This window comes from Kitasatospora indigofera, from assembly GCF_014655955.1.
Taxonomy (GTDB): domain Bacteria; phylum Actinomycetota; class Actinomycetes; order Streptomycetales; family Streptomycetaceae; genus Kitasatospora; species Kitasatospora indigofera.
The window spans coordinates 12,174-33,246 of record NZ_BNBO01000050.1; the positions used below are offsets into that span (position 1 = coordinate 12,174).

Here is a 21,073-nt window from a genome sequence, read left to right on the forward strand (position 1 = left end):
CGCGCGGCGGACGGGCGGCAACGGCGGTGCCGCGGGGGCCGCGGTCGCGGCGGTGACCGCGGCGACCGTCGGCCTCGGCGTCCTGATGACCGGCCCGGCCTTCGCCGCCGGGGCCGGCCCGGCCGCGGCGGGCGGGGCCCAGGCGCCGGTGGTGACCCGCGCCGGGCTGGACCCCTCGCTCGTCGCGGGCCGCGGGGCGAGCGTCGGCTTCGCCGAGCAGGAAGCGGAGAACGCGGCCACCAACGGTTCGGTGATCGGCCCGGACCGCACCGCGTACACCCTGCCGGCGGAGGCCTCCGGCCGTAAGGCGGTCAAGCTGACGCCCGGCCAGTACGTCGAGTTCACCCTGCCGAGCGCGGCCAACGCGCTCACCGTCCGCTACAGCATCCCGGACGCGCCGGGCGGCGGCGGCATCACCGCGCCGCTGGACGTCACCGTGAACGGGAAGAACCGCACCACGGCGACCCTCACCTCGCAGTACTCCTGGCTCTACAACCAGTACCCGTTCAGCAACGACCCGGGCGCCGGCCTGCTGCACCCGGACTGGTGGATCACCGAGTGCGGCTGCGTGCCCGCCGCCACCACGCCGGCCCCCGAGATCACCAAGCCCTTCCGGCCGAACCACTTCTACGACGAGCAGCGCCTGCTGCTCGGCCAGAAGTACCGTGCGGGCGACAAGGTCCGGCTGACCGTCCCGGCCGGCAGCAACGCCGCCTGGACCGTCATCGACCTGGTCGACACGGAGCTGGTCGGACTGCCGCACGTCGACCTCGCCGCGGCCAACGTGCTCGCCTTCGGCGCCGACCCGACCGGCCGGCGGGACTCCGCCGACGCGATCGACCGGGCCATCGCGTTCGCGCAGCGCACGCACCTCAAGGTCTACATCCCGCCGGGCACCTACCAGGTGAACCGTCACATCGTCGTGGACAACGTGACGATCGAGGGCGCCGGCAGCTGGTACACGATCATCAAGGGCCACCAGGTCGACCTGGCCACCCCGGCCCCGGACGGCTCGGTGCACACCGGGGTCGGCTTCTACGGCAAGGACGCGGCGGCGGGCGGCAGCAGCAACGTCCACCTGTCCGGCTTCGCGATCGAGGGTGACGTCCGCGAGCGGATCGACACCGACCAGGTGAACGGCATCGGCGGCGCGCTGAGCGACTCCACCATCGACGGCCTGTACATCCACCACACCAAGGTGGGCCTCTGGTTCGACGGGCCGATGAAGAACCTGCGGATCACCCGCAACGTGATCGCCGACCAGATCGCCGACGGCCTCAACTTCCACACCGGCGTCACCGGTTCGCTGGTGCAGAACAACTTCGTCCGCAACTCCGGCGACGACGGCCTCGCCATGTGGTCCGAGAAGATCGCGGACGCGAACAACACCTTCGACCACAACACCGTCCAGACCCCGGTGCTGGCCAACGGCATCGCGATCTACGGCGGTACCGACAACACCGTCTCCGGCAACCTGATCGCCGACCCGGTCCGTGAGGGCAGCGCGATCCACGTCGGCTCCCGCTTCGGCGCCGAGGCCTTCACCGGGCGGCTGTCGATCACCGACAACACCACCGTCCGGGCCGGGACGTACGAGCTGAACTGGAACATCGGCCTCGGCGCGATCTGGTTCTCCGCGCTGGACAAGAGCATCGACGCCGACATCCGGGTCACGGGTGACAACTTCCTCGACAACACCTACAACGCGATCATGCTGGTCGCGGACTGGCCGGTGAAGGACCAGTACTCCATCACCAACGTCCACTTCAAGGACATCAAGGTCGACGGCACCGGCACCTCCGTGGTCAGTGCCCGCGCGGCCGGCTCCGCGACCTTCGAGAACGTGGACGCCCGCAACGTCGGCGCGGTCGGCGTGAACAACTGCGGGACCTTCCACTTCACCCCCGCCGGTTCGGAGTTCGCGCTGAACGACCTCGGCGGGAACGACGGCGGCGGCACCACCGGCCCCTGGCTGGCCGGCTGGGAGCTGCCGAACACCATCACCTGCGACGACCGCCCGCCGGTGGTCGCGCCGCCGGCGCCGTCCGCCTGGTGAACCGAGGGCGCTGACGCCCGCCCGGTGAACGGGGGACGCCGGCCCCGGCCGGAACCGCAGCACGTGCCGTACCGCCCCGCCACCGCGCGGCGCGGTACGGCACGGCCACGTGCGCCCGACGCAGGCCGGCGCCGCGGCCGGCGGATCGCGCCGGGTATCCTCCGACCGTCACGGCCGGACGGGCCGTCCCGCCCGGCCGCGCGCCGGCGGCCGGGAACGAGGAGAGGTCCGCCCGATGGACGAAGGCCGGCGCACCGGTCCGTGGAGCGGACCGCGGTGGTGAGCATGGACCAGCACCTCCCGGCCCTGGCCGGGCTGCCCGCCGACGAGCACGAGCGGTACGCGCACTACCTGCGTCTGCTGGCGGACGTCCCCGAGGCGGCGGAGTTCGCGCTGGTGGCGGCCGTTCTGCGGGACGCCGACCCGGCCATCGGCCGGGCCGCCGTCGAGTTCCACGTCGACCTGCGGGCCGCGGAGCTCCTGCGCACTCCGGCACTGGCCGGCTGGGCGGCGGCGATGTCGGAGCTGCTCGGGCCGGACTCGTTCGGGCACCGGCGGATCCGGGAGTGGCTGCTGCGCGCGGCCGTCGTACGCGGCGAGGAGTGGAGCGCCGACGACCTCACCGCCGCCTCGGTCTGGCTCCAACTCGCCCTGGTGGAGAGCGGTGAGTGCCCCGAGGTCCTGCCCCTGCTGGCCGAGAACGGCACGAGCCGCCGGATCCGCAACATTGCCGCCGCCCGGCTGCGGCGCCGCCCGCCTCGGGCCCTGACCGGGCCCTGACCGGGCCCTGACCGGGGCCCCGGGCAGGCCCCGCCCCTGCCCGCAGCCAGGATCAGGACCTGGATCAGGACCAGGACCGGGGTCGCCGATCCGCTGTCGGAGCCGCCCTCTAGGCTGCGCGGATGGTGTTCGATCGAATCAGTTTCCACCGCCCGGGCCGCAAGCCGGTCCAGCCGGCCCGACCGGCCCTGGCGGCCGGGTTCTCCCGCCTGGAGGCGGCCGTCGCGGCCGAGGACTCCGCGGCCTTCGAGGCCGCCTGCCGGGACCTCCAGCAGGCGATCGGCCGGGCCGAGCCCGTCGAACTCCGTTCGGCCGGGCCGAGGCTGGCGGGCATGCTGGCCGCCGTGCCGCCGTGGCCGCGCGCGTACCTGGCCGTGATGACCGGTGCCTGTGTGGAGAACGGCGCCGACCCGGTGGCCTGCTCGGGGCCGATCCTGGCCGGCGTACGGGAGGCGCTGGAGGGGGCGCTCCGGTTCGCCGAGGCCTGGGAACGGGCGGCCGGCGAGCGGGAGTTGCCGGAGCCGGAGGACGACGCCGACCCGGACGCGGCGACCGAGCTGCTGCTCGGCGGGGCGGATCCGGACGCGCCGGAGGCCCGCGACGTCCGCCGGGCCGTCACCGCCTGGTGGACCCTGCACCTGTGGGAGATGGCCGCGGTGGCGGTGCTCTCGCACGCCGCCGTCCGCCGGGCCGCGGCCGCGGCCGGCACGACCGCCGGCCTGCTCGCGCTCGCGGACCGCTACGCCGGGGCGCACCACGAACTCAAGTGCCTGACGTACGCGGCGGCGACGCTCGACGAGGAGCCGCTGCTGGTGCTGGACCGGCCGTCCGGCACCGGGTACCTGATGCGGATGAGCGGGGTGGTGGACAACTTCCAGCTGCACACCCTGCTGGCGCACGTCCTGATCGGTGGGCGGCACCTCGCGGGGGAGGCGCCGGAGCGGGCCGCGGTGGAGGTCTGCCGCGCAGAGGACCTCCCGCCGGAGCGCCGGCCGCACACCACGGGCTCGTTCAACCTGCTGGCCCCGGACGGCTCGTGGATCTGGAACGAGGGAACGCCGAGCGACATCCCGGTGGTGGACGGCGTCCGCACCCTCGTCCTGGACCCGCCGCCGTACCGGCGGAGCTGGCCGGCCGGCCGGTTCATCCCCGGGATCCCGGGCGATCTGGTGATGGTCCGGGTGCTGACGGCCGGGGAGAGCGCCGCGGCGCTGGCGAAGGTCTCCCCGTCGGAGCGCTGACCGGGCCGGAGTGCCGGCCGGTCCGGAGCGGCGGTGCCCGGGCGGCTCCGGCGGGTGCTCCCGCTACCGGCGCGGGCCGAGGTGGAGGTCGAACGCGGCCGTCCCGGGGTCGACGGCCGTCACCCCGCCGTCCACCGTGAGCACGGCGCCGTTGACGAGGCTCGCCGCGGGGGAGAGCAGCCAGCCGACGGCCTCGGCGACCTCGCGCGGCTCGCCGGGGCGGCGGACGGGCGTGAGGCCGGTCGCCTCCCGGTAGGCCTGCTCGACGCCGCCGGGCAGCGCCTCCTCCTCGGCGAACCGGGCCATCCGGCGGTCCGCCATCTCGGTGCGGACCCAGCTCGGGCAGACGATGTTCGCGCGCAGCCCGCGGTGGCCGTAGTCGACCGCGAGGGAGCGGCAGAGCTGCAGCAGTGCGGCCTTGGAGGTGGCGTACGCGGCGTTGCCGGCGCCGTTGCGCAGGGCGGACACCGAGGCGACCGCGACCACCGCGCCCCGGGACTCCAACAGGTGCGGCAGCGCGGCCTTCTGGAGCAGGAAGGGGCCGGTGACGTTGATCCGCATGACGGCCTCCCAGTCCTCCACCGAGAGGTCGCCGACCGCGCCGCCGCGTCCGATGCCGGCGTTGAGGACCAGACCGTCCAGCCGCCCGAACCGGGCCACGGTGGACGCCACCAGGTCGGTCACGTCCGCGGGGTCGGCGGTGTCGGAGGGGTGGGCCACCGCGCCGGTCTCCTCGGCGACCAGGCGCAGCGGCTCGGGCCGGCGGCCGGAGACCACCACCTGGTGGCCCTCGGCGCGGAGCAGCCGGGCGGTGGCCGCGCCGATGCCCGTCCCGCCGCCGGTGACGATGACAACTCGCTGGTCGGACATGGGGTTCGGAGCTCCGATGCAGGCCTGGACGGACGGTTCGATCATAGGCTCATGACGCCCCGTCAGTCGCGTCGGGCGTCGGGCGTCGGGCGTCGGGCGTCGGGCGTCGCGGGCGGGGCAGACGTACGTGGACAGGGCCGGTACGGGCGGCCGGTGTCCGGCCGCCCGACGGCCCTCAGACGCCGATCGCCCCGTCGATCCGCTCCCGGAGCAGGTCGGCGTGCCCGTTGTGCCGGGCGTACTCCTCGATCAGGTGGATGAGCACCCAGCGCAGCGACACCGGCCCTCGCCAGGGGTTCACGCCGCTGACGTCCAGGCCGGGTGCGGCCGCGACGAACTCCTCGGCGAACGCCACCTCTTCGTGCCAGGCCAGCCAGGCCTCGGTGACCAGAGCCGGGTCGGGCGCGGCCCCGTCGAAGTCCTGGTCGGGGGCGGTCTCGGAGGAGAAGCGCGGCGGCGCGTCCTGCCCGGCCAGGGTCCGCCGGAACCAGCCGCGTTCCACGTCGGCGAGGTGCCGGACGAGCCCGAGCAGCGAGAGGGTGGAGGGTTCCACCGCCCGCCGGGCCAGTTCGTCCGCCAGGCCGGCGCACTTGAGCTCCAGGGTGGCCCGCTGGCCGCGCAGGAAGTCGAGCAGCATGGTGCGCTCGTCGACGGTGGCGGAGGTGCTGAACCGGTCCTCCGACCGGGCGTCGGGGAACAGGTCGGCTCGTCTGGATGCGGGGAGGGTGGCCATGGCGGCCATTGTGCCTCCGCCCCCGTCCCCGCGTCCCGGACATCCGCGACGCGGGGACGGCCGGCGGCCTCAGCCGCTCGGGCAGGTGGTCCCGGCGGCGGGCATGGCGCCGCCGGTCAGGAAGCCGTTCACGGCGGTGCTGATGCAGGTGCTCTTCCCGTACCCGGTGTGGCCCTCGCCCTCGCGGGTGAGCAGCACGCCGTTGGCCAGCCCGGTGGCGAGCTTCTGCGACCAGGCGTACGGGGTGGCCGGGTCGCCGGTGGAGCCGACGACCAGGATCGGGGCGCTGCCGGTGGCCTTGATCTGGTGCGGCTGCTCGGTCGAACGGTAGGTCCAGGCACGGCAGTCGGGGTCGAACAGGGCTTGCTCGGGGTTGTGCTTGCTGACCAGCGGGGCCTTCTCGCGGAGTTCGGCGACGGTGGCCTGCAGCTTCTCGGGGGTGGGGGTGTCGACGCCGCCGTCCGCGCAGTGGATGGCGAGGTAGGCGTCCAGGGTGTTGCCGTAATGGCCCTGGGCGTCCCGCCCGTTGTAGTTGTCGGCGGCCTGGAGCAGGTAGTCCCCCTTGCCCTTCACCATGGCCCAGGCGATCACGTTGCGCAGGTTCTCCCAGCCCTTCTCGCTGCCGTAGAGGGAGCTGAGGACGGCCGTCCAGCCCTCGGAGGCGGTGAGTTTGCGGCCGTTGCCGGTGACCAGGGGCTTGTCCTTGAGGCCGTCGAGGAAGTCGGCGAGCTTCTGCGCGGCCCTGGCCGGGTCGCGGCCGAGCGAACAGCCGTCGTGCTTCACGCAGTCGGCCGCGAAGTCGTTGAGGGACTTCTCGAAGCCGGCCTGCTGCTGGACGTTGAGCTGCAGCAGGTCCATGGTCGGGTCGACGGCGCCGTCCAGGACGAGCCGGCCGGTCCGGTCCGGGAACTCCTCGGCGTACAGGCTGCCGAGGTACGTGCCGTAGGAGAAGCCCAGGTAGTTGAGCTTCTGGTCACCGAGGACGGCCCGCAGCACGTCCATGTCGCGGGCGCTGTTGCGGGTGCCGACGAACGGGAGCACCTTGCCGGAGTTGGCCTGGCAGGCGTCGGCGAGCACCTTGCCGTGGGCGGCGCCCTGGTCGTCCGTCTCGTTCCAGGCGTCGCGGGCGGTGTCGTCGAGGCAGCGCACCGGCGCGGTCTGCCGGACGCCGCGCGGGTCGAAGCCGACGATGTCGAAGCGGTCGCGCAGCGGGCCGGCCCAGCCCTCGGGGTCGGAGGTCACCATGGTGACGCCGGAGCCGCCGGGCCCGCCGGGGTTGACCAGCAGGGAGCCGAGCCGCTGGTCCGGCTTGCCGGCCGGGAACCGGGCGACCTCGACCTCGACGGTGTCGGCGGCCGGGTTGGCGTAGTCGAGGGGCACCCGCAGCTTGCCGCACTGGGCGGCCGACTCGTCGGCCTTCTTGGTGGCGGGGTCGTCCGCGCACTGCGCCCAGCTGATCTGCTGGCCGTAGAAGGGTTGCAGGGCGGGGTCCGCGGCGCCGGTGGGCTTGACGGTCGGGGTGGGTGCCGGGGCGGGGGTGGTGGCGGGGGCCGGACTCGCGGAGGCGGACGCCCGGTCGTCGGGGTGGCCCGCCGGGGTGCTGGTGCAGCCGGCCAGGACCGTTGCCGCGACGGCGGCGAGGAGGAGCCGGCGGGAGAGCCGGGAGACGGTGATGATCACCGCACACGACTATCACCTGACCATCATAAAGATCATCCGGTTATCGGCCCGGTCCCACTGGCTGGACCGGGACCCGGGGCCCGGGATGCGGACCCGTGCCCGCGCCGGAGCCTGGACCCGTCCCGTACCCCGACCGCCTACCGGCCGACCGCCTACCGGCCGACCGCCTACCGCCGGGCCCCGCCCGGCCGGGCCAGCGCCAGCCGGACCAGCGCCACGATCGCGCCCGGGGCCAGCAGGGCGGCGGTGAGCAGCGGCACCTGCCACCAGTTCTGGCCGTCGCTCGTCCAGCGGGCCCGCTGGGAGGCGTCCTGGGCGTAGAAGAACATGATCACGACGGCGAGCGCCGAGAGCCCCACCAGCAGGCCCAGGAACAGCCGGCGCACCGGCCCGCGGCCCATCGGCAGCAGCGCGAGGACCAGCCAGAAGACCGGTACCAGCAGGGAGACGCTCATCGGAGCCTCGCATTCTCTCGGCGTACCTGGAGTGTTGACGCTCAGACGGAGGTGTCCCGGTGTCGGTGTACCCAAGGCGGCCACCGGACATGCCGCGCCGGGCCACCGCCTGGGGCCCAACGGATTGGTCCCGGCACGGGCCTCGTCGCGCTGCCGGCCGCAACTCCGTGGTGTAAGTCGGCCTCTTGGAGGTCATGGTCGATCTGGCGGCCTCCGGCGGCGGATCCTGCCCCTGACCGGCGGGCGGCGGGCGACGGGCGCCGGTCAGTCGCGGAGGGCCGCGTCGAGCCGGTGCCGGAGCACCTCCGCCCGGCTGCGGCCGGGGCCGCGGGCGGGCAGCTGCGCCAGGATGCCGCGGACGGCGGGCGGGGCGTGCTCGATCGCCCGGCGGATCTCCAGGTCGCCGCAGCTGTCGCCGGTGCCGGTTCCGCTGCTGCCGTCGGCCGCGAGTTCGCGTGCGCGGGCCGTCTGGACGGCCGGGGCGAGCACGTGGTTCGACTGGTGCGGGCTGGCCAGCGCGTGGATGTACGGGGTCGCCGCCGCGTAGCCGGCCGCGCGGGCGGCGGCGGTGGCGGCCGGGGCGCCGGCCTCGCGAGCCGCTGCCAGGGCCGCATGGGCGAGGGGGCGCAGCGGACCGCGCGGGATCTCGCCGCGCGCGTAGCGCCGGATGCCCTCGATCGCCTCGCGCGGGCGGGTGTCGGCGGGGGCGTCGGCCTCGAACAGGTGCAGCACCCGCTCGGCGCAGTCGGCGGCCCAGGCGCCGAGTTGCCGGCGGTCCTCTTCGCTGATGGTGACCTCGTCCATCCGCACATTCTGCCGGTCGGTCCCCGAGCCCCGGTCCCCGGTCGCCACCTCCTCGGTGCCTGCCCGGGTGAACCGCAGGAGCAGCTGGGTGGCGGCCGGGTGCAGCGCCGCGACCTGTCCGGGCGTGACCCGGGCGCCGGCGCTCTGGCTGATGCTGGAGGCGAAGCCGACGATGGTCAGCGGCGGTGCGCCGGGCAGCAGCAGCCGGTTGCCGAGGGTCTCGCGGACGCCGTGGTGCTGGCCGGGCGGGCGCATCAGCACGATCTCGCCGGGTGCGCCGGCCCAGCGTCCCTCCCAGAGGTCGACCCGGTCCACCGGCCCGCCCGGGTCGGCGCGGCCGACGACGGTGATCGGCCCGGGGGCCGGGGTGTACACGCCGTCGACCGGGGCGGGCCGGCCGGGCGGCACGTTCAGCACGGCCTGCGGGAACGGTCCGGCGGTCTCCGTGCCCGCGGCCGCGCCGACGGCGCCCTTGGTGTCACGGACCGTCAGTGGTGTGGCAGAGTCGAGGAGTTGTCCCAGTGACCACTGTTGTACGCCGTACGAGGGGGAGCCATGGCTCACGAGATCGTCGCCCGGGAAGTCGCCGTCGAGGTCGGCGGCGGGGCCCCGATGGCCGCCTACCTGGCCCGGCCCGCGGCGCCGGCCGGGGCCGGCGGGTACCCGGCGGTGCTGGTCGGGTCGGAGCTGTGGGGGCTGACGGAGGAGGTCCGGGACGTCGTGCGGCAGGTGGCGGCGCTCGGGTACGTGGCGATCGCGCCGAACCTGTACCACCGGTCCGGCCCGGAGACGGCCGCCGGGCTGGTGGAGAGCGACGAGAACCGGGCGCGGGGCTTCGAGCTGCTCGGGCGGCTGACCCGGGACGAGGTGGAGGCCGATCTGAGGGCGGCCCTGGGCCACGTACGGGAGCGGGAGGCCGCCACCGGCAGGGCCGGGGTGCTCGGCTTCAGCCTCGGCGGGCACATCGCCTATTTCGCGGCCGGGCGGCTGGACCTCGCGGCGGCGGCGGTCTTCTACCCGGGCTGGCTGCCCACGGCGGGCACCGCGCTCAGCCGGCCGGACCCGTTGCTGGACGCGGTGACCGGCGGTGTCGCGGAGCGGGACGTCCGGCTGCTGATGTTCTTCGCGGAGCTGGACCACGTGATCGACGCCGAGCAGCGGGACCGGATCGGTGCGCGGCTGGCGGCGTCCGGGGTGCGGCACGAGCTGCTGGTGTACCCGGGGGCGCGGCACGCGTTCTTCTTCCCGGGCCGGGAGCCGTACGACAGGGCGGCGGCCGAGGACTCCTGGGCGCGGGTGCGGGAGCTCTTCGCGGCCGAGCTGGGCCAGGGCCCGTCCTAGGCGCCGGCCCGCCCGGGCGGGCCGCCCGCCCGCGGGCGGTGAAGGGGCCGGGGTGCGGGCACACAGGCCCCGGGTGCGGGCGCGAGGAGGCCGGGGTGCGGACAGCTCCGCACCCCGGTACCGGCGAGGACCGGGATCCCGCCGTCGTTCCCGCGGTGTACTCGCGCGGGGATCGGTCAGGGCTGCGCCTGGTACGGCAGCCGGGCCGCCGGGTCGGTGCTCTCGATGACGCTGATCCGGCGGGGCCGCGGCGTCCGCGGGCCGTTGTCACGCCGGGGCAGTTCGATGACCTTGGTGCCGGCGCCGGCCAGGAAGTCGGCGACGGAGTTGGCGGTGTGCTCGTCGAGGGAGAAGACCCAGCGGCCGGGGACCAGAACGGTGTCGATCAGTTCGACGGAGGCCAGCGAGAGCAGCAGGCGCAGCTGGGGCTGGACGCCCCGGCAGGAGACACCGTTGTCAAGGAACTTCCGGGGGGTGCCCAGGCCGAGCCGGCGGGCGTGGTCCTCCAGCGCTTGCGCGTGGGCCTGCATCTGCCAGTCGTCGTAGGGATAGCAGCGCAGGTAGGCCGCGGTTCTGACCCGGTTGGTGGGTTTGATCGTCATCGTCGCTCCTCGTCGAGCGGGCTGGTCCCAGGCGGTGGCCCAGTGAAGACCTCCTCCGTCGGCGGACGGGATTCCGGCCGGCAGCCGTAGGGCGTGCGGTCACGAGGAGGTGAACGGTGCGCGGGCCCGGCGGGGATCGCGCGATGGGCTGTGTCCGGCCGGTGGGGGTTGCCGCCGGCAGGCGGTGGGTGCGGGCCGGACGCAGACGAGGGGAGCCGCGGTCGGCGGCGGGGTCGGCGGCGCGGGGCGGGGCGTCCGGGTGGGGGACGTCTCACCGACGGGAGTCGGCCTCGGCGGGCGGAGTGCGGCGCGGCCGGTGTCGGCCATGTCCGTAAACCTCCCGGTTCGTGTCTCATGGTGACCCAGGCCGTCCGTGCATGTCTAGACCAACTTTCCTCAAGATCGGCTACCGACCGTAACCGGGGCCGGGCGCCGGGAGCAGCCCGGGAACACCCTGTGACCGTACGGGTACGGGGCGCCGGACCGGGGCGCCGGCCGTCCGGGGGAGGCGGTCGGGCGGTCAGGCGACCGGGCGTCCCCCGCGTCCGTTCCAGTCGGCCTCGAACTCCCACAGGGGGTGGCTGTCACTGCCGAGCAGTTCCCGGCTCAGGTGGTACTCGCCGGTGATCAGTGCGGCCAGGAATGCCGTGGTGCCGCCGGGGAAGACGTCCCACAGCTCCAGGTCCTGGATCCAGACCACGACGGGCCAGCGGTCCTGGTCGGGGTCGGCCGTGAGCCAGAAGACGTAGTTGCCCCGGTTGTCACCGCCCCAGGGCAGCAGCCCTCCCGGCTCCGGGAGCATCTCGTAGGGCGGCCGGTCGGGGGTCTCCGGGAACCGCGGCTCCTCATGCGTCAGTTCGACCTGCTCGTAGGCGTCCGCCGTGTAGGCCCGGAACGCCGCGAAGCCCCCGCGGTCCCGCTGCGGGCCGTAGATCCCGAAGTCGGACCTGATCCTGATCTCCCCGTAGGTGTCCACCAGCCACCGGTAGTCGGCCGGGAAGCGGAGACCGTCGAGGACGGCCGCGCTGTCCTCCCACGGCACCTGGGCGGGCCGCCGGTCCGGTGCCCCGAGGAGCCCGGCAAGTCTCTCCACCGTCATGTCCGCCGGTCTCCTCGATGGTCGGGCCGTCGCCGCTCGACGGGTTCCCCAGTCTGTCAGCCGGCTGGTCCGGGCACTCCGCCGCCCGGGCCCCGGTGCCGTCAGGGCCCGCTGCCGCCAGGGCCGTCGGGGCGTCCCGTCCGGTGCGGACGGGACGCCCCGACGGCCGTGCGTCGTGCGTCGTGCGGTTCGTCAGCGGAGCGGGAGCCGGCGCAGGAACGCGTCGGCGTGGCCGTCGGTGTCCTGGGGGACGAGGGTGCCGTCGTCGGAGCTGAACAGGGCGGTCGTGCCGAGTGCGTCGATCACCGCTCCGGACGAGGAACCGGTGGACTGGGCGCCGTCCGCGGCGACGCTGACCCGTTCGACCGCGCCGGTCCGGAGGTCGCGCCGGAAGACGTCCTGGGCCTGGTTGGTGTCGCCGGCGACCAGGTTGGTGGCGGCGGAGGAGAAGTACACCCGGCGGCCGTCGGCCGAGATGACGCCGTCCCAGGACATCCCGTCGCCCTGGGTGCCGTCGGCCGCCGAACTGACCAGCCGGTTCCGGCCGGTGGCGAGGTCGCGGACGAAGACGTCGATCTGGCGGTTGGTGTCGCCGGGGACCACGGTGTCGGAGTTGGTGCTGAACACCACGTACCGGCCGTCGGCGCTGAGCGTCCCGGTGTTGGCCCAGGTGAGTTCTCCGTCGGCCCCGACGCTGCCGCCGACGGTGCGGCCGGCCCGCAGGTCGCGGACGTAGTAGGGGTAGACCCGCGGCTTGTTGATCCCCGGCTCCCCGGCGCCCGCGGGGGCCTCGGCCCGGGCCGGTGTCCCGGGGAGCAGGTTGCCCGCCCGGGAGGTGAAGCCGACGCTGCCGCCGTCCGCGGAGATGTGCGGGTTGGTGGAGGCACTGTCGGCCTCGCTCCCGTCGGCCCCGACGGTGGCCCTGGTGGTGGTCCCGGTCCAGCGGTCCACCACGAAGACGTCGGCCGCGTGGTTGGTGTCGCCGGGCACCAGGTCGCTGCGGCCGGAGACGAAGGCCACGTAGCGGCCGTTCCAGCTGATCGAGGGCGTGTCCGAGCCGCCGGGCTGCTGCTGGGCCGGGTCGCCGGCGGTGAGCCGCTCGGTGCGCCCGGTCCACCGGTCCCGGACGAAGACGTCCGAGGTGCCGTTGGTGTCGCCGGGCACCAGGTTGTCGGAGTCCGAGGCGAAGGCGACGTACCGGCCGTCCGCGCTGACGGCGCCGCCGGCCGAGAAGGCGTTGCCCTGGACGCCGCCCGTTCCCACGCTGACCCGCTCGGTGCGGCCGTCGCGCAGGTCCCGGAGGAAGACGTCGTAGAAGCCGTTGGTGTCCCCCGGTACCAGGTTGTCGGCCTCGGAGCTGAACACCGCGAAGCGGCCGTCCGCGCTGAGCGACTCGCCGTACGCCATGGCGTTCGCCCGGACGCCGCCCGCGCCGACGCTGACCTGCTCGGTCCGGGCCGGTCCGCCCGCCGCCCCGGCCGGCGTCACGGTCGCCGCCAGGGCGACCGCGGTCAGCGCCACGGCGCCGCGGACGGTCGTCCGCCTGGTCCGTCCTGATCCGTTCATCGTGCCCTCCCCTTGGTGGAGCTCCCCCCGGTGGGCGCAGGCCGGTGCAGGGCGTCGCCCACCGATGACGAGCCGTCCCCTCGGCCGCCTGATCGGCCTCGGCTCGCCTCCAGCTTCGCCGCAACTCCCGATCCCCGCAGGGGAATTCGGAAGTCCGGCCGAAAGGGTGGCCGGGCGCGGGCGGGTCGGCGGGGGCCGGGCAGCTCAGCGCGGGCGTACCCCGTCGATGGCGAGGCTGAGCAACCGGTCGGCCTCGGCCGCGCCGTCGGGCTCCCGCTCGGTGGCCAGGGCGATGGCGCTGACGAGCTTGAGCAGTTGGGTGGTGGTGACCTCGGGGCGGACGGCGTGCGCCTGGCGGGCGCGGGCGAGGAGGGCGTCGCCGGCGTCGACGATCATGGCGTGGCAGGTGCTCCCGAGTGCTGGGTCCGCGTCGCGGGCGCCCTGCATCAGCGACGCCCCGAGGCCCCGGTTGGCCACGGCGTGGGCGCCGACGGCGCGGAGCCAGGTGATCAGTGCGGCGGCCGGGTCCGGGTCGGGGAGCAGGTCCTGCGCCTTGGCGCAGAGCGCCTCCACCCGGCCCTTGAAGACGGTCTCCAGGAGCGCCTGCCGGGTCGGGAAGTGCCGGTGCAGGGTGGCGGAGCCGACGCCGGCGTGGCGGGCGATCTGTTCCAGGGAGGCCTCGGCGCCGTGTTCGGCGATCACGGCCCCGGCGACGGCCACGATCCGGTCGTGGTTGCGGCGGGCGTCGGCGCGCATCGCCGGCGGCTGGGGCTGGGGCTGGCGCTGGGGGCGTGCGGGCGGCGCCGGGTGGGTCGGCGGCCGGCCGGGCGGGGTCGGGGCGGCGTCCTCGGGCACGGGAACTCCTGGTCGCCTGCTAACCGGGGTGGGCCCCCATATCGTAGCGAACGGTAACCGGAGGGCCACCCCGGTTGTCGGGCGGAGCCTGCCGCCCCGGGTGGGCGAGGGGAGAGAGCGTGGAACGGACAGGAAGGCCGGCCGTCGGCGTGGCGGTGGCCGGGCCGCCGGCGGTGGCAGCGGCGGGGGTCATGCCGGTGGTGGTGACGGCAGCCGGTTCGCGGGCCGGAGCGCCGCCGGCCGCCCGGGGCGGCACGGAGCCGCGCGCATGAGCGCCGGCGGGCCCGTGCTCGGGCGCGTCGGGATCTGGGCGGGCGACAGCGACGGGTACCCGGCGGCCGGTCTGCGCGCCGCCGCCGCGGCGGTCGAGGAGCTCGGCTACGGCGCCCTCTGGTTCGCCGAGACCGCCGGGCGGGAGGCGATGGCGCAGGCCGCGATCCTGCTGTCGGCCACCCGGCGGATCACGGTGGCCGCCGGCATGACCGACATCTACGCCCGCGACGCCGTCACCACCGCCGCCGCCCGGCGCACCCTGGCGGAGGCGTTCCCGGGCCGGTTCCTGCTCGGCCTCTGGGAGAGCCACCCCAGCCTCGCCGAGGAGGTCCGCGGTCACCGCTTCCGGCCGGCGCAGGAGGCCGTGCGCTCGTACCTGGACGCCCTGGACGCCGCCCCGTTCGGGCCGTCCGCCGGGACCGGCCCGCCGGGCCACCTGCTCGCCGCCCTGGACGTCGGCATGCTTCGGCTCGCCGCCGAACGCACCCGGGGGGCCAACGTGCTGGGCATGCCGGTCGAGCACACCCGCAGGGCGAGGGCGGCGCTCGGCCCCGACCGCCTGCTGGCCGTCACCCAACTGTGCGTGCTCGGGCCCGACCGCTCCCGCACGGCCGGGCCGGCCCGGGCCACGGCGGCGGCTGCCCTGCCCAACCGCCGGGCCCTGCTCGACGACCTGGGGCACCGGGAGGTGGACGCGCTCGGCGAGCGGCTGGTGGACGCGATCGTGGCCCACGGCGACGCCGGGGCGATCGCCCGCCGCGTCCATGAGCACCTCGACGCCGGTGCCGATCACGTCAGCCTCCACCTGGTCACCGCCACGCCGCACGTCCCGCCCGTGCGGGAGTGGGAGCAACTGGCCGGGTACCTCCCGGTCTGACCGGGAGCCGGCCGTGGCACCTGGGTGGCGGTCGCCCGGCGCCCAGGAGGCGCGCACGGCGCAGGCGACCGCCCGGGCGCCCGTGAGGCGTTCGCCTAGGAAGCCCCGCCCACGGTCAACGCGGTCCGGGCCAGCCCGCGCAGCCATGCGTGGGCCTGGTCGGTGTCGTAGCGCTGGTGCCACGACAGGTGGACCGGCGCCGGCGGCAGTTCGAGCGGCAGGGGGAGCACGGCCAGGCCCAGGCCGGCGGCCGCGGAGCGGGTGGTGGCCCCGGGGACGCTGATCAGCAGGTCGGAGGCGCGCGCGAACTCCAGCGCGGCCGCCTCCGTGGGCGCGGTCGCCACCACGCGACGGGTGAGGCCGAGCCGCGCCAGCGCGTCGTCGAGGGCGTTGCCCAGGTTTCCCCGGCGCGAGACGGTGACGTGCTCGGCGGCGGCGTACTGCTCGGCGGTGACGGTCCCGGCGCGGGTGAGGGGGTGTCCCTGCCGCACGACGATGACGACGCGGGTCTCGCCCACCTTCTCGGTGCGGATGTCCGGTGCGCCCGCGCGGTTGGCGTTCGCCTCCAGGTCGACCTCGCCGCGCCGCAGCCCGGGGGTGTCCACGTCCGATTCCGCGACGAAGCGCAGCCGCACGCCCGGCGCCTCCCGGCGCACGGCCGCCAGCAGTGCGGGGCCGCTCAGGGCGACGAGGGAATCGTGCCAGCGGAGGGTGAAGGTGCGCTCCAGCGTCGCCAGATCGAGTTCACGGCTCGGTGCCAGCACCCCCTGGACCTCGTGCAGCAGCTCGTGCACCTGCTGCCGGACGGCGACGGCGTACGGCGTCGGGGTCATCGTGCGGCCGGTGCGGACCAGGATCTGGTCCCCGGTCGTCCGCCGGATCCGGCCCAGGCTCCGGCTCATCGCGGGGGCGGTGACGTGCAGGCGCGCGGCCGCCCCGGCCACGCTGCCCTCCTCCAGCAGGGCGTCGAGCGCGGCGAGCAGGTTCAAGTCCAATTGCATGTGAGTAATCCTATCCGTGCTTGACATGCATTTGAAGTTAATGGCGGGGCTCTATACCTTCGAGGAGAAGGCGCAGGACGGAATGCGCCGCCCGGCCCGAACGGCCGAATCCCCCCTCCTCGCAAAGGAGTTCCACCATGTCCGAGCTGCTTCAGACCACCGGTGCCGCCGCCTCCGACGCCGACCTGCTCAGCGGGACCGTGACCGCCGTGCGTGCGGCCGGATCGGTACTGCGCGAGCGCTTCGGCGAGGTGGTCCCCTACGGGACCCGCGAGGAGCTGATGCGCGCGCTCGCCGCCAACGACGACGCGGCCCTCGACATCCTGCGCCCCGGCCTCACCCGCCTGCGCCCGGACGCCGGCTGGGTGGAGGACGAACTGGACGGCGGGGAGCTGCCGCCCGGCGAATGGTGGGTCGTGGACCCGGCCGAAGGCAACGTCAACCACCTGCACGCCCTGCCGGACTGGGCCGTGACCGCCACCCTGGTGCGCGACAACCGGCCGGTGCTCACCGTGGTCCACCTGCCGTTGACCGGCGAGACCTACACCGCGCTCACCGGCGCGGGCGCCCACCTCGACGGGCGGCCGTTGCGCGTCTCCCCGACCGCGGACCTCGGCCTGAGCATCGTGGCCACCAGCCAGGCCCGGCCGGACGAGGACGAGGAGGTCGTGCGGCGGGTCGGCTCCTCGATCACCGCCATGCTCTTCGACGCGCTGGTCGTCCGGACCGCCGTGCCCGCGACCCTGCACCTGGTGAACGTGGCCGCCGGCCGGACGGACGTCTTCTGGCAGTTCGCCGGCGCCCGCGCGGACCTGCTGCCCGGCGCCCTGCTCGTCACCGAGGCCGGCGGGCGGATCTCCGACGCCGAGGGCCGCCCCTGGACCCCGGGGAGCGGGAGCTTCCTGGCCGCCGCGCCGGGCGTCCACGCCGAGGCCGTCGCCACGCTCTCCCGCTGACCCCGCTGACCCCGCAGACCCCGCAGACCTGAACCTGCCTCACGACCTGCGCCTGAACCCGCACCACGACCTGCACCCGAACCAGCACCCAGGAATGGACCGGATCATCATGACCACGATCGCAGTTCTCGGAAACGGCCGCGTCGGCGGCAACCTCGCCACCGCCCTCACCCGGGCCGGGCACGAGGTGACCGTCGCGGACCGCACACCCGGTGCCGCCGCCGACGCCACCCGGACGGCCCGGATCGTCATCAACGCCACCCCCGGCGCCGGCTCGCTGGAGCGGCTCGCCGACCTGCGCGCGGAACTGCGCGGCAAGATCCTCGTCGACGTCTCCAACGCCACCGTCGACGGACCGGACGGACTGCCCGCCGACCTGATCCACCCCGGCTCCAGCCTCGCCGAGCACCTGCAGGAAGCACTCCCGGAGACGCGCGTCGTCAAGACGCTCAACACCATGCTCTACCCGGTGATGACCGCCCCGGCCATGCTCACCCGGGCGCCCGACGCCTTCCTCTCCGGCGATGACCCGCAGGCCAAGCAGACCGTCCACGACCTGCTCCTCGACCTCGGCTGGCACAAGGAGTGGATCACCGACCTCGGCGGGATCCGGACCGCCCGCGCCACGGAGGCCGCGATCCTGTTCGTGCCGCACGTGATCCGGTCCGGCGGATTCGCGCCGTTCGCGATCTCGATCGCGCGCTGACCCGCCCGAGCGTCCGCCAAGTACGGCCGTATCCGCAGGACTTGAACGGTCAGTGGCCGACGGCGGGGAGCTCGCCCTGCCGGACGCCGGTGACGAAGGACTGCCAGGCGTCGGGGCGGAACAGCAGGGCGGGGCCCTCGGGGTCCTTGGAGTCGCGGACGGGGACGAGGCCGGGGACGTTCTCGGCGACCTCGATGCAGTTGCCGGCGTCGTGGTCGCTGTAACTGGCCTTGCGCCAGGAGGCCTTGGAGAGATCGGGGGTGGTGGAGTCCATGTTGAGCAGTCCTTCCATCACACTGCGGATCAGGCGCGCGCTGTCCTGGGCGGAGAGGGCCTCTGCCCGCAGCAGATCATACCGACGCTGCCATCGCTGGACTCGTTGCGGATCCTCGTCGAAGCGGCCGTGCGTGAGGCTTTCCGAGTAGGCGCGCCTTTTCCCGTCGGGTGAGGTCAGGATGATGAGGGAGGAGCCGAAACGAACTCGCTCGCCAAGGGAGAACGGGGCGACCTGGATCGTCACGTTCGGCAGTCGTCCCATGCGCAGAAGGTGTTGCAGTTGATCATGCATCACCTGCGGTCCGCCAACTGTCTGGCGCAGCGCGGTTTCGCCGAGGATCACCGTCAGCAATGGCGCGTCAGGTCCGGTGAGACGGTGTTGCCGGGCAAGGCGGGCGGCGACCCATTCTTCGATCTGCCGTGGATCGTCGGCCGCGTTCCCGAGGGAGATCAGCGCGCGGGCGTACGCCTCGGTCTGCAACAGCCCGGAGATCCAAGGCGTCTGGAACTCCTGGATGCTCGTGGCCTTCGCCTCGATGAGCACGAAGCGCTGGAACCAGTTCGGATGGTCCACCTGCGCGTACCAGTCGACCTCCTCCCAGATCTCCAGCAACTCCCCACCGGTCTCCAGGATGCGGTCACAGGCCGTCACCAGGGGGTGCTGCGGCACCCGGCTCCCGTTCTCGATCCGGGTGAGGTGCGGGCGGCTGCAGGGGATCTGCCGGGCCAGCTCGCCCTGCGACATCTTGCGGGCCTCGCGGGTCCGCCGCAGGAGCGTCCCGAACAGGCCGGCGGCGCTGGATCGCAGGTGGGGTCCGCTGGGCGGTACACGGGTCATGGTGGGTCCCCAGGTGTCAGAGAGGCCGGTGGAACCGGCTGATCTCTCGTCACGGTAGCTCCACCTGACGATGCTTGGTGGCAGAACGAGTCAGCTTGCTCGCTCTGCGTGACTCCGCGCGCCCGGTCTCTCCGCCGTGCGCCGGATCACGCCCCCGACCAGGACTTTCCGCTCCCTCGGAGGTGGTTGCGCCATGCCCGGAACCCTCGACAGACCATCACCCGCCGTGACGGTCGACTTCGCTGCCTGGCTGCCCCGGCACCGCCGCTCGGCCGGTGCCGCCAGGCGGCTGCTGCGGACCTTCCTGGCCGGCCTGGACGGTGCGGAACCGCTGCTGGAAGTGGGCGAGTTGCTCGCCGGCGAGCTGGTGGCGAACGCCGTCGAGCACGCCCGGGGCCCGTCCGGGCGGCTGGTCGAGGTCCGGTACGCGGTGAGCGCGGGGCGGTTGCGGATCGAGGTGCACGACGCGGGCAACGAGCTGCCTGAGGTGCGCGAGCCGGCGCCGGAGGAGGAGTCCGGGCGCGGACTGTGGCTGGTCCGGGAGCTCGCCGCCGCGTGGGGCTGCTGCCCGCGCGAGGGCGGGGCCGGCAAGTGCGTCTGGGCGGTGGTCGGGCCGCCGGCACCGCCCGGCGGCGGCCTCGCCGGGGGGCCCGTGACGGACCTGCCCGCTCAGGCCGCGACGGGCCGGGGGGCGGCCGCGTGAGCAGGCGTGGACCGGCGGCGCTCTGGGCGGCCGTCCTGCGGGCCCACGAGGAGGGGCGGCCCCGGACCCTGAAGGAGGTCATCGGCCCCGTCCGGGCCTACCTGCTCTGGGCGTTGGACGCCGACCGGCCGTTCGAGGGCGCGACGGTCTTCGCGGGCGAGATCGACCAGGCCGGCCGGACGGCCGTCCGGGTCCGGGTGGAGCTGGTCGCCGTCGAGCCGGACGGCCGGGTGGCGGGCGGACCTCCGGTCCGTCCGCCGGTGCCCGGAGAGCCCGGGCCCTCCTCCGCGGACTCTAGGGAGAAGGACTGATGGCGCCGTTCAGGTCCATGTCGAAGAGGCCGTTGGTCTTGCCGCCGACATTGGTGTGCTTCAGCCAGTGCTTCGACACGTTGTGCAGGTTCTTGTGCTGCACCTCCCAGGGCATCGAGTGGCCGGCGCACTTCACCGTGACCAGCAGCTTGTGCGGCCCCGTGATGGCGTTGTAGAGCGCGGGGACGTGGAAGTCGAGCGCGGGGACGGCGGGGTTGGGCGGCGTCGTGTTGGCGGTCCGGTCGAACTCGCCGTGCACGATGAGCACGGGCACGCTGCCGCCCAGGACACCGCCCTGGCCCGCGGTGGTGCTGTTCCAGCCCCACGACACGAAGTTGCGGTACCGGCTGGCGCCCGCGGGCTTCCCGGTCGACGCGTCGATCTTGCCCCAGGTGCGGCCGATCGGGTCGTTCTCCATCAGGGCGGCCCACGCGACGTCGATCATGCCGGGCTCGCGCTGGGTCGCGCAGTGCACCTCGTTGGACCAGGCCTGGTCCAGGCCCGGGTACGTGAGCACGTGGGTGGGGAAACCGGGGGCCGGCAGGGTCGGCGGGTCCGGGGGGCCGGCCGGCGGGAAGATCGGCGCGAGCAGGAAGAGGCTCTCCACCTTGCCCGGATTCCTGACGGCGTAGGGCCCCATGGCGAACGCGGCCGCCGACCACCCGATGAGCGCGACCTTGGAGACGTCGCGCAGGGCCCGGATGTACTCGACCACGGTACTGAGCTCGTCCTGGTCGCTCTGGGAGTTGGTCAGGACGAAGGGGTAGCTCGCGGTGCGCGGGCCCGACAGCGGGGGAGTGACGGCGGCCTGCTGCTTCGGGTTGACGTTGCACGGGTCCTCCATCCGGGGGCGGGGTGACCGGCCCGAGCCCTGGAGGTCCATCATGAAGACGTCGTAGCCGGCCTGGGCCAATGCCTCGGCCCACCCGTACGAGGTGTGCTGGAGGTCGAAACCGGCCAGCACCGGCACGCTCCTGCCGTGCAGCATGAGGACGACCTTGCGGTCCGCCGGGGGGGCCGGCGGGCGCCTTGGCGCACTCGCGTACGAAG

General features: G+C 74.5%; 21 protein-coding genes. 9 read left to right on the forward strand and 12 right to left on the reverse strand.

Annotated features, from left to right (window positions below):
• The first annotated feature begins 85 nt into the window (after positions 1-85).
• The 3 genes from IE329_RS30770 to IE329_RS30780 all read left to right on the forward strand — a co-directional run bounded on the left by IE329_RS30770 (position 86) and on the right by IE329_RS30780 (position 4,077).
• Positions 86-2,056 (forward strand): glycosyl hydrolase family 28-related protein, encoded by a 1,971-nt coding sequence (locus tag IE329_RS30770; RefSeq protein WP_229927905.1) that lies wholly within the window; start codon positions 86-88, stop codon positions 2,054-2,056.
• A gap of 285 nt (positions 2,057-2,341) precedes the next feature.
• The gene (locus IE329_RS30775; protein ID WP_190214289.1) at positions 2,342-2,836 is read left to right on the forward strand and encodes a hypothetical protein; all 495 of its coding nucleotides are present in this window, start codon (positions 2,342-2,344) and stop codon (positions 2,834-2,836) included.
• A 122-nt stretch (positions 2,837-2,958) separates the two neighbouring features.
• Positions 2,959-4,077 (forward strand): hypothetical protein, encoded by a 1,119-nt coding sequence (locus IE329_RS30780; RefSeq protein ID WP_229927899.1) that lies wholly within the window; start codon positions 2,959-2,961, stop codon positions 4,075-4,077.
• 63 nt (positions 4,078-4,140) lie between these two features.
• On the opposite strand, the gene IE329_RS30785 is transcribed toward IE329_RS30780, so the two are convergent.
• The 5 genes from IE329_RS30785 to IE329_RS40985 all read right to left on the reverse strand — a co-directional run bounded on the left by IE329_RS30785 (position 4,141) and on the right by IE329_RS40985 (position 9,183).
• Positions 4,141-4,947, reverse strand: coding sequence for an SDR family NAD(P)-dependent oxidoreductase (locus IE329_RS30785; protein WP_190214290.1), 807 nt, complete (start codon positions 4,945-4,947; stop codon positions 4,141-4,143).
• Between the two features lie 175 nt (positions 4,948-5,122).
• Positions 5,123-5,680, reverse strand: coding sequence for a DinB family protein (locus IE329_RS30790; protein ID WP_190214291.1), 558 nt, complete (start codon positions 5,678-5,680; stop codon positions 5,123-5,125).
• A gap of 69 nt (positions 5,681-5,749) precedes the next feature.
• Positions 5,750-7,360, reverse strand: a complete 1,611-nt coding sequence (locus tag IE329_RS30795) for an alpha/beta hydrolase (protein ID WP_190214292.1) — start codon at positions 7,358-7,360, stop codon at positions 5,750-5,752.
• A 167-nt stretch (positions 7,361-7,527) separates the two neighbouring features.
• Positions 7,528-7,815: a hypothetical protein gene (locus IE329_RS30800; RefSeq protein WP_190214293.1), complete on the reverse strand. Its 288-nt coding sequence runs from the start codon at positions 7,813-7,815 to the stop codon at positions 7,528-7,530.
• Between the two features lie 264 nt (positions 7,816-8,079).
• Entirely contained in the window at positions 8,080-9,183 is a 1,104-nt protein-coding gene (locus tag IE329_RS40985) for a putative immunity protein (protein WP_229927900.1), read from the reverse strand.
• Here IE329_RS40985 and IE329_RS30810 point away from each other — a divergent pair.
• A complete protein-coding gene (locus IE329_RS30810; RefSeq protein WP_190214294.1) occupies positions 9,175-9,960 on the forward strand; it encodes a dienelactone hydrolase family protein in 786 nt (261 codons plus the stop codon). The genes IE329_RS40985 and IE329_RS30810 overlap by 9 nt on opposite strands.
• Before the next feature lie 176 nt (positions 9,961-10,136).
• Here the strand turns inward: IE329_RS30810 and IE329_RS30815 are convergent, their stop codons facing one another.
• The 4 genes from IE329_RS30815 to IE329_RS30830 all read right to left on the reverse strand — a co-directional run bounded on the left by IE329_RS30815 (position 10,137) and on the right by IE329_RS30830 (position 14,082).
• Positions 10,137-10,562, reverse strand: coding sequence for a hypothetical protein (locus tag IE329_RS30815; RefSeq protein ID WP_190214295.1), 426 nt, complete (start codon positions 10,560-10,562; stop codon positions 10,137-10,139).
• A gap of 520 nt (positions 10,563-11,082) precedes the next feature.
• Complete coding sequence (locus IE329_RS30820) at positions 11,083-11,661, reverse strand: SMI1/KNR4 family protein (protein WP_190214296.1); 579 nt, start codon at positions 11,659-11,661, stop codon at positions 11,083-11,085.
• A gap of 192 nt (positions 11,662-11,853) precedes the next feature.
• Positions 11,854-13,227 carry a TolB family protein gene (locus IE329_RS30825; protein WP_190214297.1) on the reverse strand — a complete coding sequence of 458 codons (1,374 nt, stop codon included), beginning with the start codon at positions 13,225-13,227 and terminating at the stop codon, positions 11,854-11,856.
• Positions 13,228-13,431: 204 nt separating this feature from the next.
• A complete protein-coding gene (locus tag IE329_RS30830; protein WP_308438418.1) occupies positions 13,432-14,082 on the reverse strand; it encodes a TetR/AcrR family transcriptional regulator in 651 nt (216 codons plus the stop codon).
• Positions 14,083-14,350: 268 nt separating this feature from the next.
• On the opposite strand from IE329_RS30830, the gene IE329_RS30835 reads away from it, so the two are divergent.
• Complete coding sequence (locus IE329_RS30835; RefSeq protein ID WP_190214298.1) at positions 14,351-15,232, forward strand: LLM class flavin-dependent oxidoreductase; 882 nt, start codon at positions 14,351-14,353, stop codon at positions 15,230-15,232.
• A gap of 95 nt (positions 15,233-15,327) precedes the next feature.
• Here IE329_RS30835 and IE329_RS30840 read toward each other — a convergent pair whose 3' ends face one another.
• Positions 15,328-16,233: a LysR family transcriptional regulator gene (locus tag IE329_RS30840; protein ID WP_190214299.1), complete on the reverse strand. Its 906-nt coding sequence runs from the start codon at positions 16,231-16,233 to the stop codon at positions 15,328-15,330.
• 137 nt (positions 16,234-16,370) lie between these two features.
• On the opposite strand from IE329_RS30840, the gene IE329_RS30845 reads away from it, so the two are divergent.
• Positions 16,371-17,189 (forward strand): inositol monophosphatase family protein, encoded by an 819-nt coding sequence (locus IE329_RS30845; protein ID WP_190214300.1) that lies wholly within the window; start codon positions 16,371-16,373, stop codon positions 17,187-17,189.
• 109 nt (positions 17,190-17,298) lie between these two features.
• Positions 17,299-17,895 carry an NADPH-dependent F420 reductase gene (locus IE329_RS30850; protein ID WP_190214301.1) on the forward strand — a complete coding sequence of 199 codons (597 nt, stop codon included), beginning with the start codon at positions 17,299-17,301 and terminating at the stop codon, positions 17,893-17,895.
• A 49-nt stretch (positions 17,896-17,944) separates the two neighbouring features.
• Here IE329_RS30850 and IE329_RS30855 read toward each other — a convergent pair whose 3' ends face one another.
• A complete protein-coding gene (locus IE329_RS30855) occupies positions 17,945-19,009 on the reverse strand; it encodes a Scr1 family TA system antitoxin-like transcriptional regulator (RefSeq protein ID WP_190214302.1) in 1,065 nt (354 codons plus the stop codon).
• Between the two features lie 193 nt (positions 19,010-19,202).
• Between IE329_RS30855 and IE329_RS30860 the strand changes: the two genes are divergently transcribed.
• On the forward strand, positions 19,203-19,712 hold the full coding sequence (locus tag IE329_RS30860; RefSeq protein WP_190214303.1) for an ATP-binding protein: 510 nt from the start codon (positions 19,203-19,205) through the stop codon (positions 19,710-19,712).
• On the forward strand, positions 19,709-20,023 hold the full coding sequence (locus tag IE329_RS30865) for a hypothetical protein (RefSeq protein ID WP_190214304.1): 315 nt from the start codon (positions 19,709-19,711) through the stop codon (positions 20,021-20,023). The genes IE329_RS30860 and IE329_RS30865 overlap by 4 nt, the downstream gene beginning before the upstream one ends.
• Here IE329_RS30865 and IE329_RS30870 read toward each other — a convergent pair.
• Positions 20,007-21,011 (reverse strand): alpha/beta fold hydrolase, encoded by a 1,005-nt coding sequence (locus tag IE329_RS30870; protein WP_229927901.1) that lies wholly within the window; start codon positions 21,009-21,011, stop codon positions 20,007-20,009. The genes IE329_RS30865 and IE329_RS30870 overlap by 17 nt on opposite strands.
• Positions 21,012-21,073 lie beyond the last annotated feature (62 nt).

Excerpts from the sequence above, each read along its gene's own strand:
- IE329_RS30770 (WP_229927905.1), top strand. The coding sequence starts at position 86 with ATGACCGGCCCGGCCTTCGCCGCCGGGGCCGGCCCGGCCGCGGCGGGC.
- IE329_RS30775 (WP_190214289.1), top strand. The coding sequence starts at position 2,342 with ATGGACCAGCACCTCCCGGCCCTGGCCGGGCTGCCCGCCGACGAGCAC.
- IE329_RS30780 (WP_229927899.1), top strand. The coding sequence starts at position 2,959 with ATGGTGTTCGATCGAATCAGTTTCCACCGCCCGGGCCGCAAGCCGGTC.
- IE329_RS30785 (WP_190214290.1), bottom strand. The coding sequence starts at position 4,947 with ATGTCCGACCAGCGAGTTGTCATCGTCACCGGCGGCGGGACGGGCATC.
- IE329_RS30790 (WP_190214291.1), bottom strand. The coding sequence starts at position 5,680 with ATGGCCACCCTCCCCGCATCCAGACGAGCCGACCTGTTCCCCGACGCC.
- IE329_RS30800 (WP_190214293.1), bottom strand. The coding sequence starts at position 7,815 with ATGAGCGTCTCCCTGCTGGTACCGGTCTTCTGGCTGGTCCTCGCGCTG.
- IE329_RS30810 (WP_190214294.1), top strand. The coding sequence starts at position 9,175 with ATGGCTCACGAGATCGTCGCCCGGGAAGTCGCCGTCGAGGTCGGCGGC.
- IE329_RS30815 (WP_190214295.1), bottom strand. The coding sequence starts at position 10,562 with ATGACGATCAAACCCACCAACCGGGTCAGAACCGCGGCCTACCTGCGC.
- IE329_RS30820 (WP_190214296.1), bottom strand. The coding sequence starts at position 11,661 with ATGACGGTGGAGAGACTTGCCGGGCTCCTCGGGGCACCGGACCGGCGG.
- IE329_RS30825 (WP_190214297.1), bottom strand. The coding sequence starts at position 13,227 with ATGAACGGATCAGGACGGACCAGGCGGACGACCGTCCGCGGCGCCGTG.
- IE329_RS30835 (WP_190214298.1), top strand. The coding sequence starts at position 14,351 with ATGAGCGCCGGCGGGCCCGTGCTCGGGCGCGTCGGGATCTGGGCGGGC.
- IE329_RS30840 (WP_190214299.1), bottom strand. The coding sequence starts at position 16,233 with ATGCAATTGGACTTGAACCTGCTCGCCGCGCTCGACGCCCTGCTGGAG.
- IE329_RS30845 (WP_190214300.1), top strand. The coding sequence starts at position 16,371 with ATGTCCGAGCTGCTTCAGACCACCGGTGCCGCCGCCTCCGACGCCGAC.
- IE329_RS30850 (WP_190214301.1), top strand. The coding sequence starts at position 17,299 with ATGACCACGATCGCAGTTCTCGGAAACGGCCGCGTCGGCGGCAACCTC.
- IE329_RS30855 (WP_190214302.1), bottom strand. The coding sequence starts at position 19,009 with ATGACCCGTGTACCGCCCAGCGGACCCCACCTGCGATCCAGCGCCGCC.
- IE329_RS30860 (WP_190214303.1), top strand. The coding sequence starts at position 19,203 with ATGCCCGGAACCCTCGACAGACCATCACCCGCCGTGACGGTCGACTTC.
- IE329_RS30870 (WP_229927901.1), bottom strand. The coding sequence starts at position 21,011 with ATGCTGCACGGCAGGAGCGTGCCGGTGCTGGCCGGTTTCGACCTCCAG.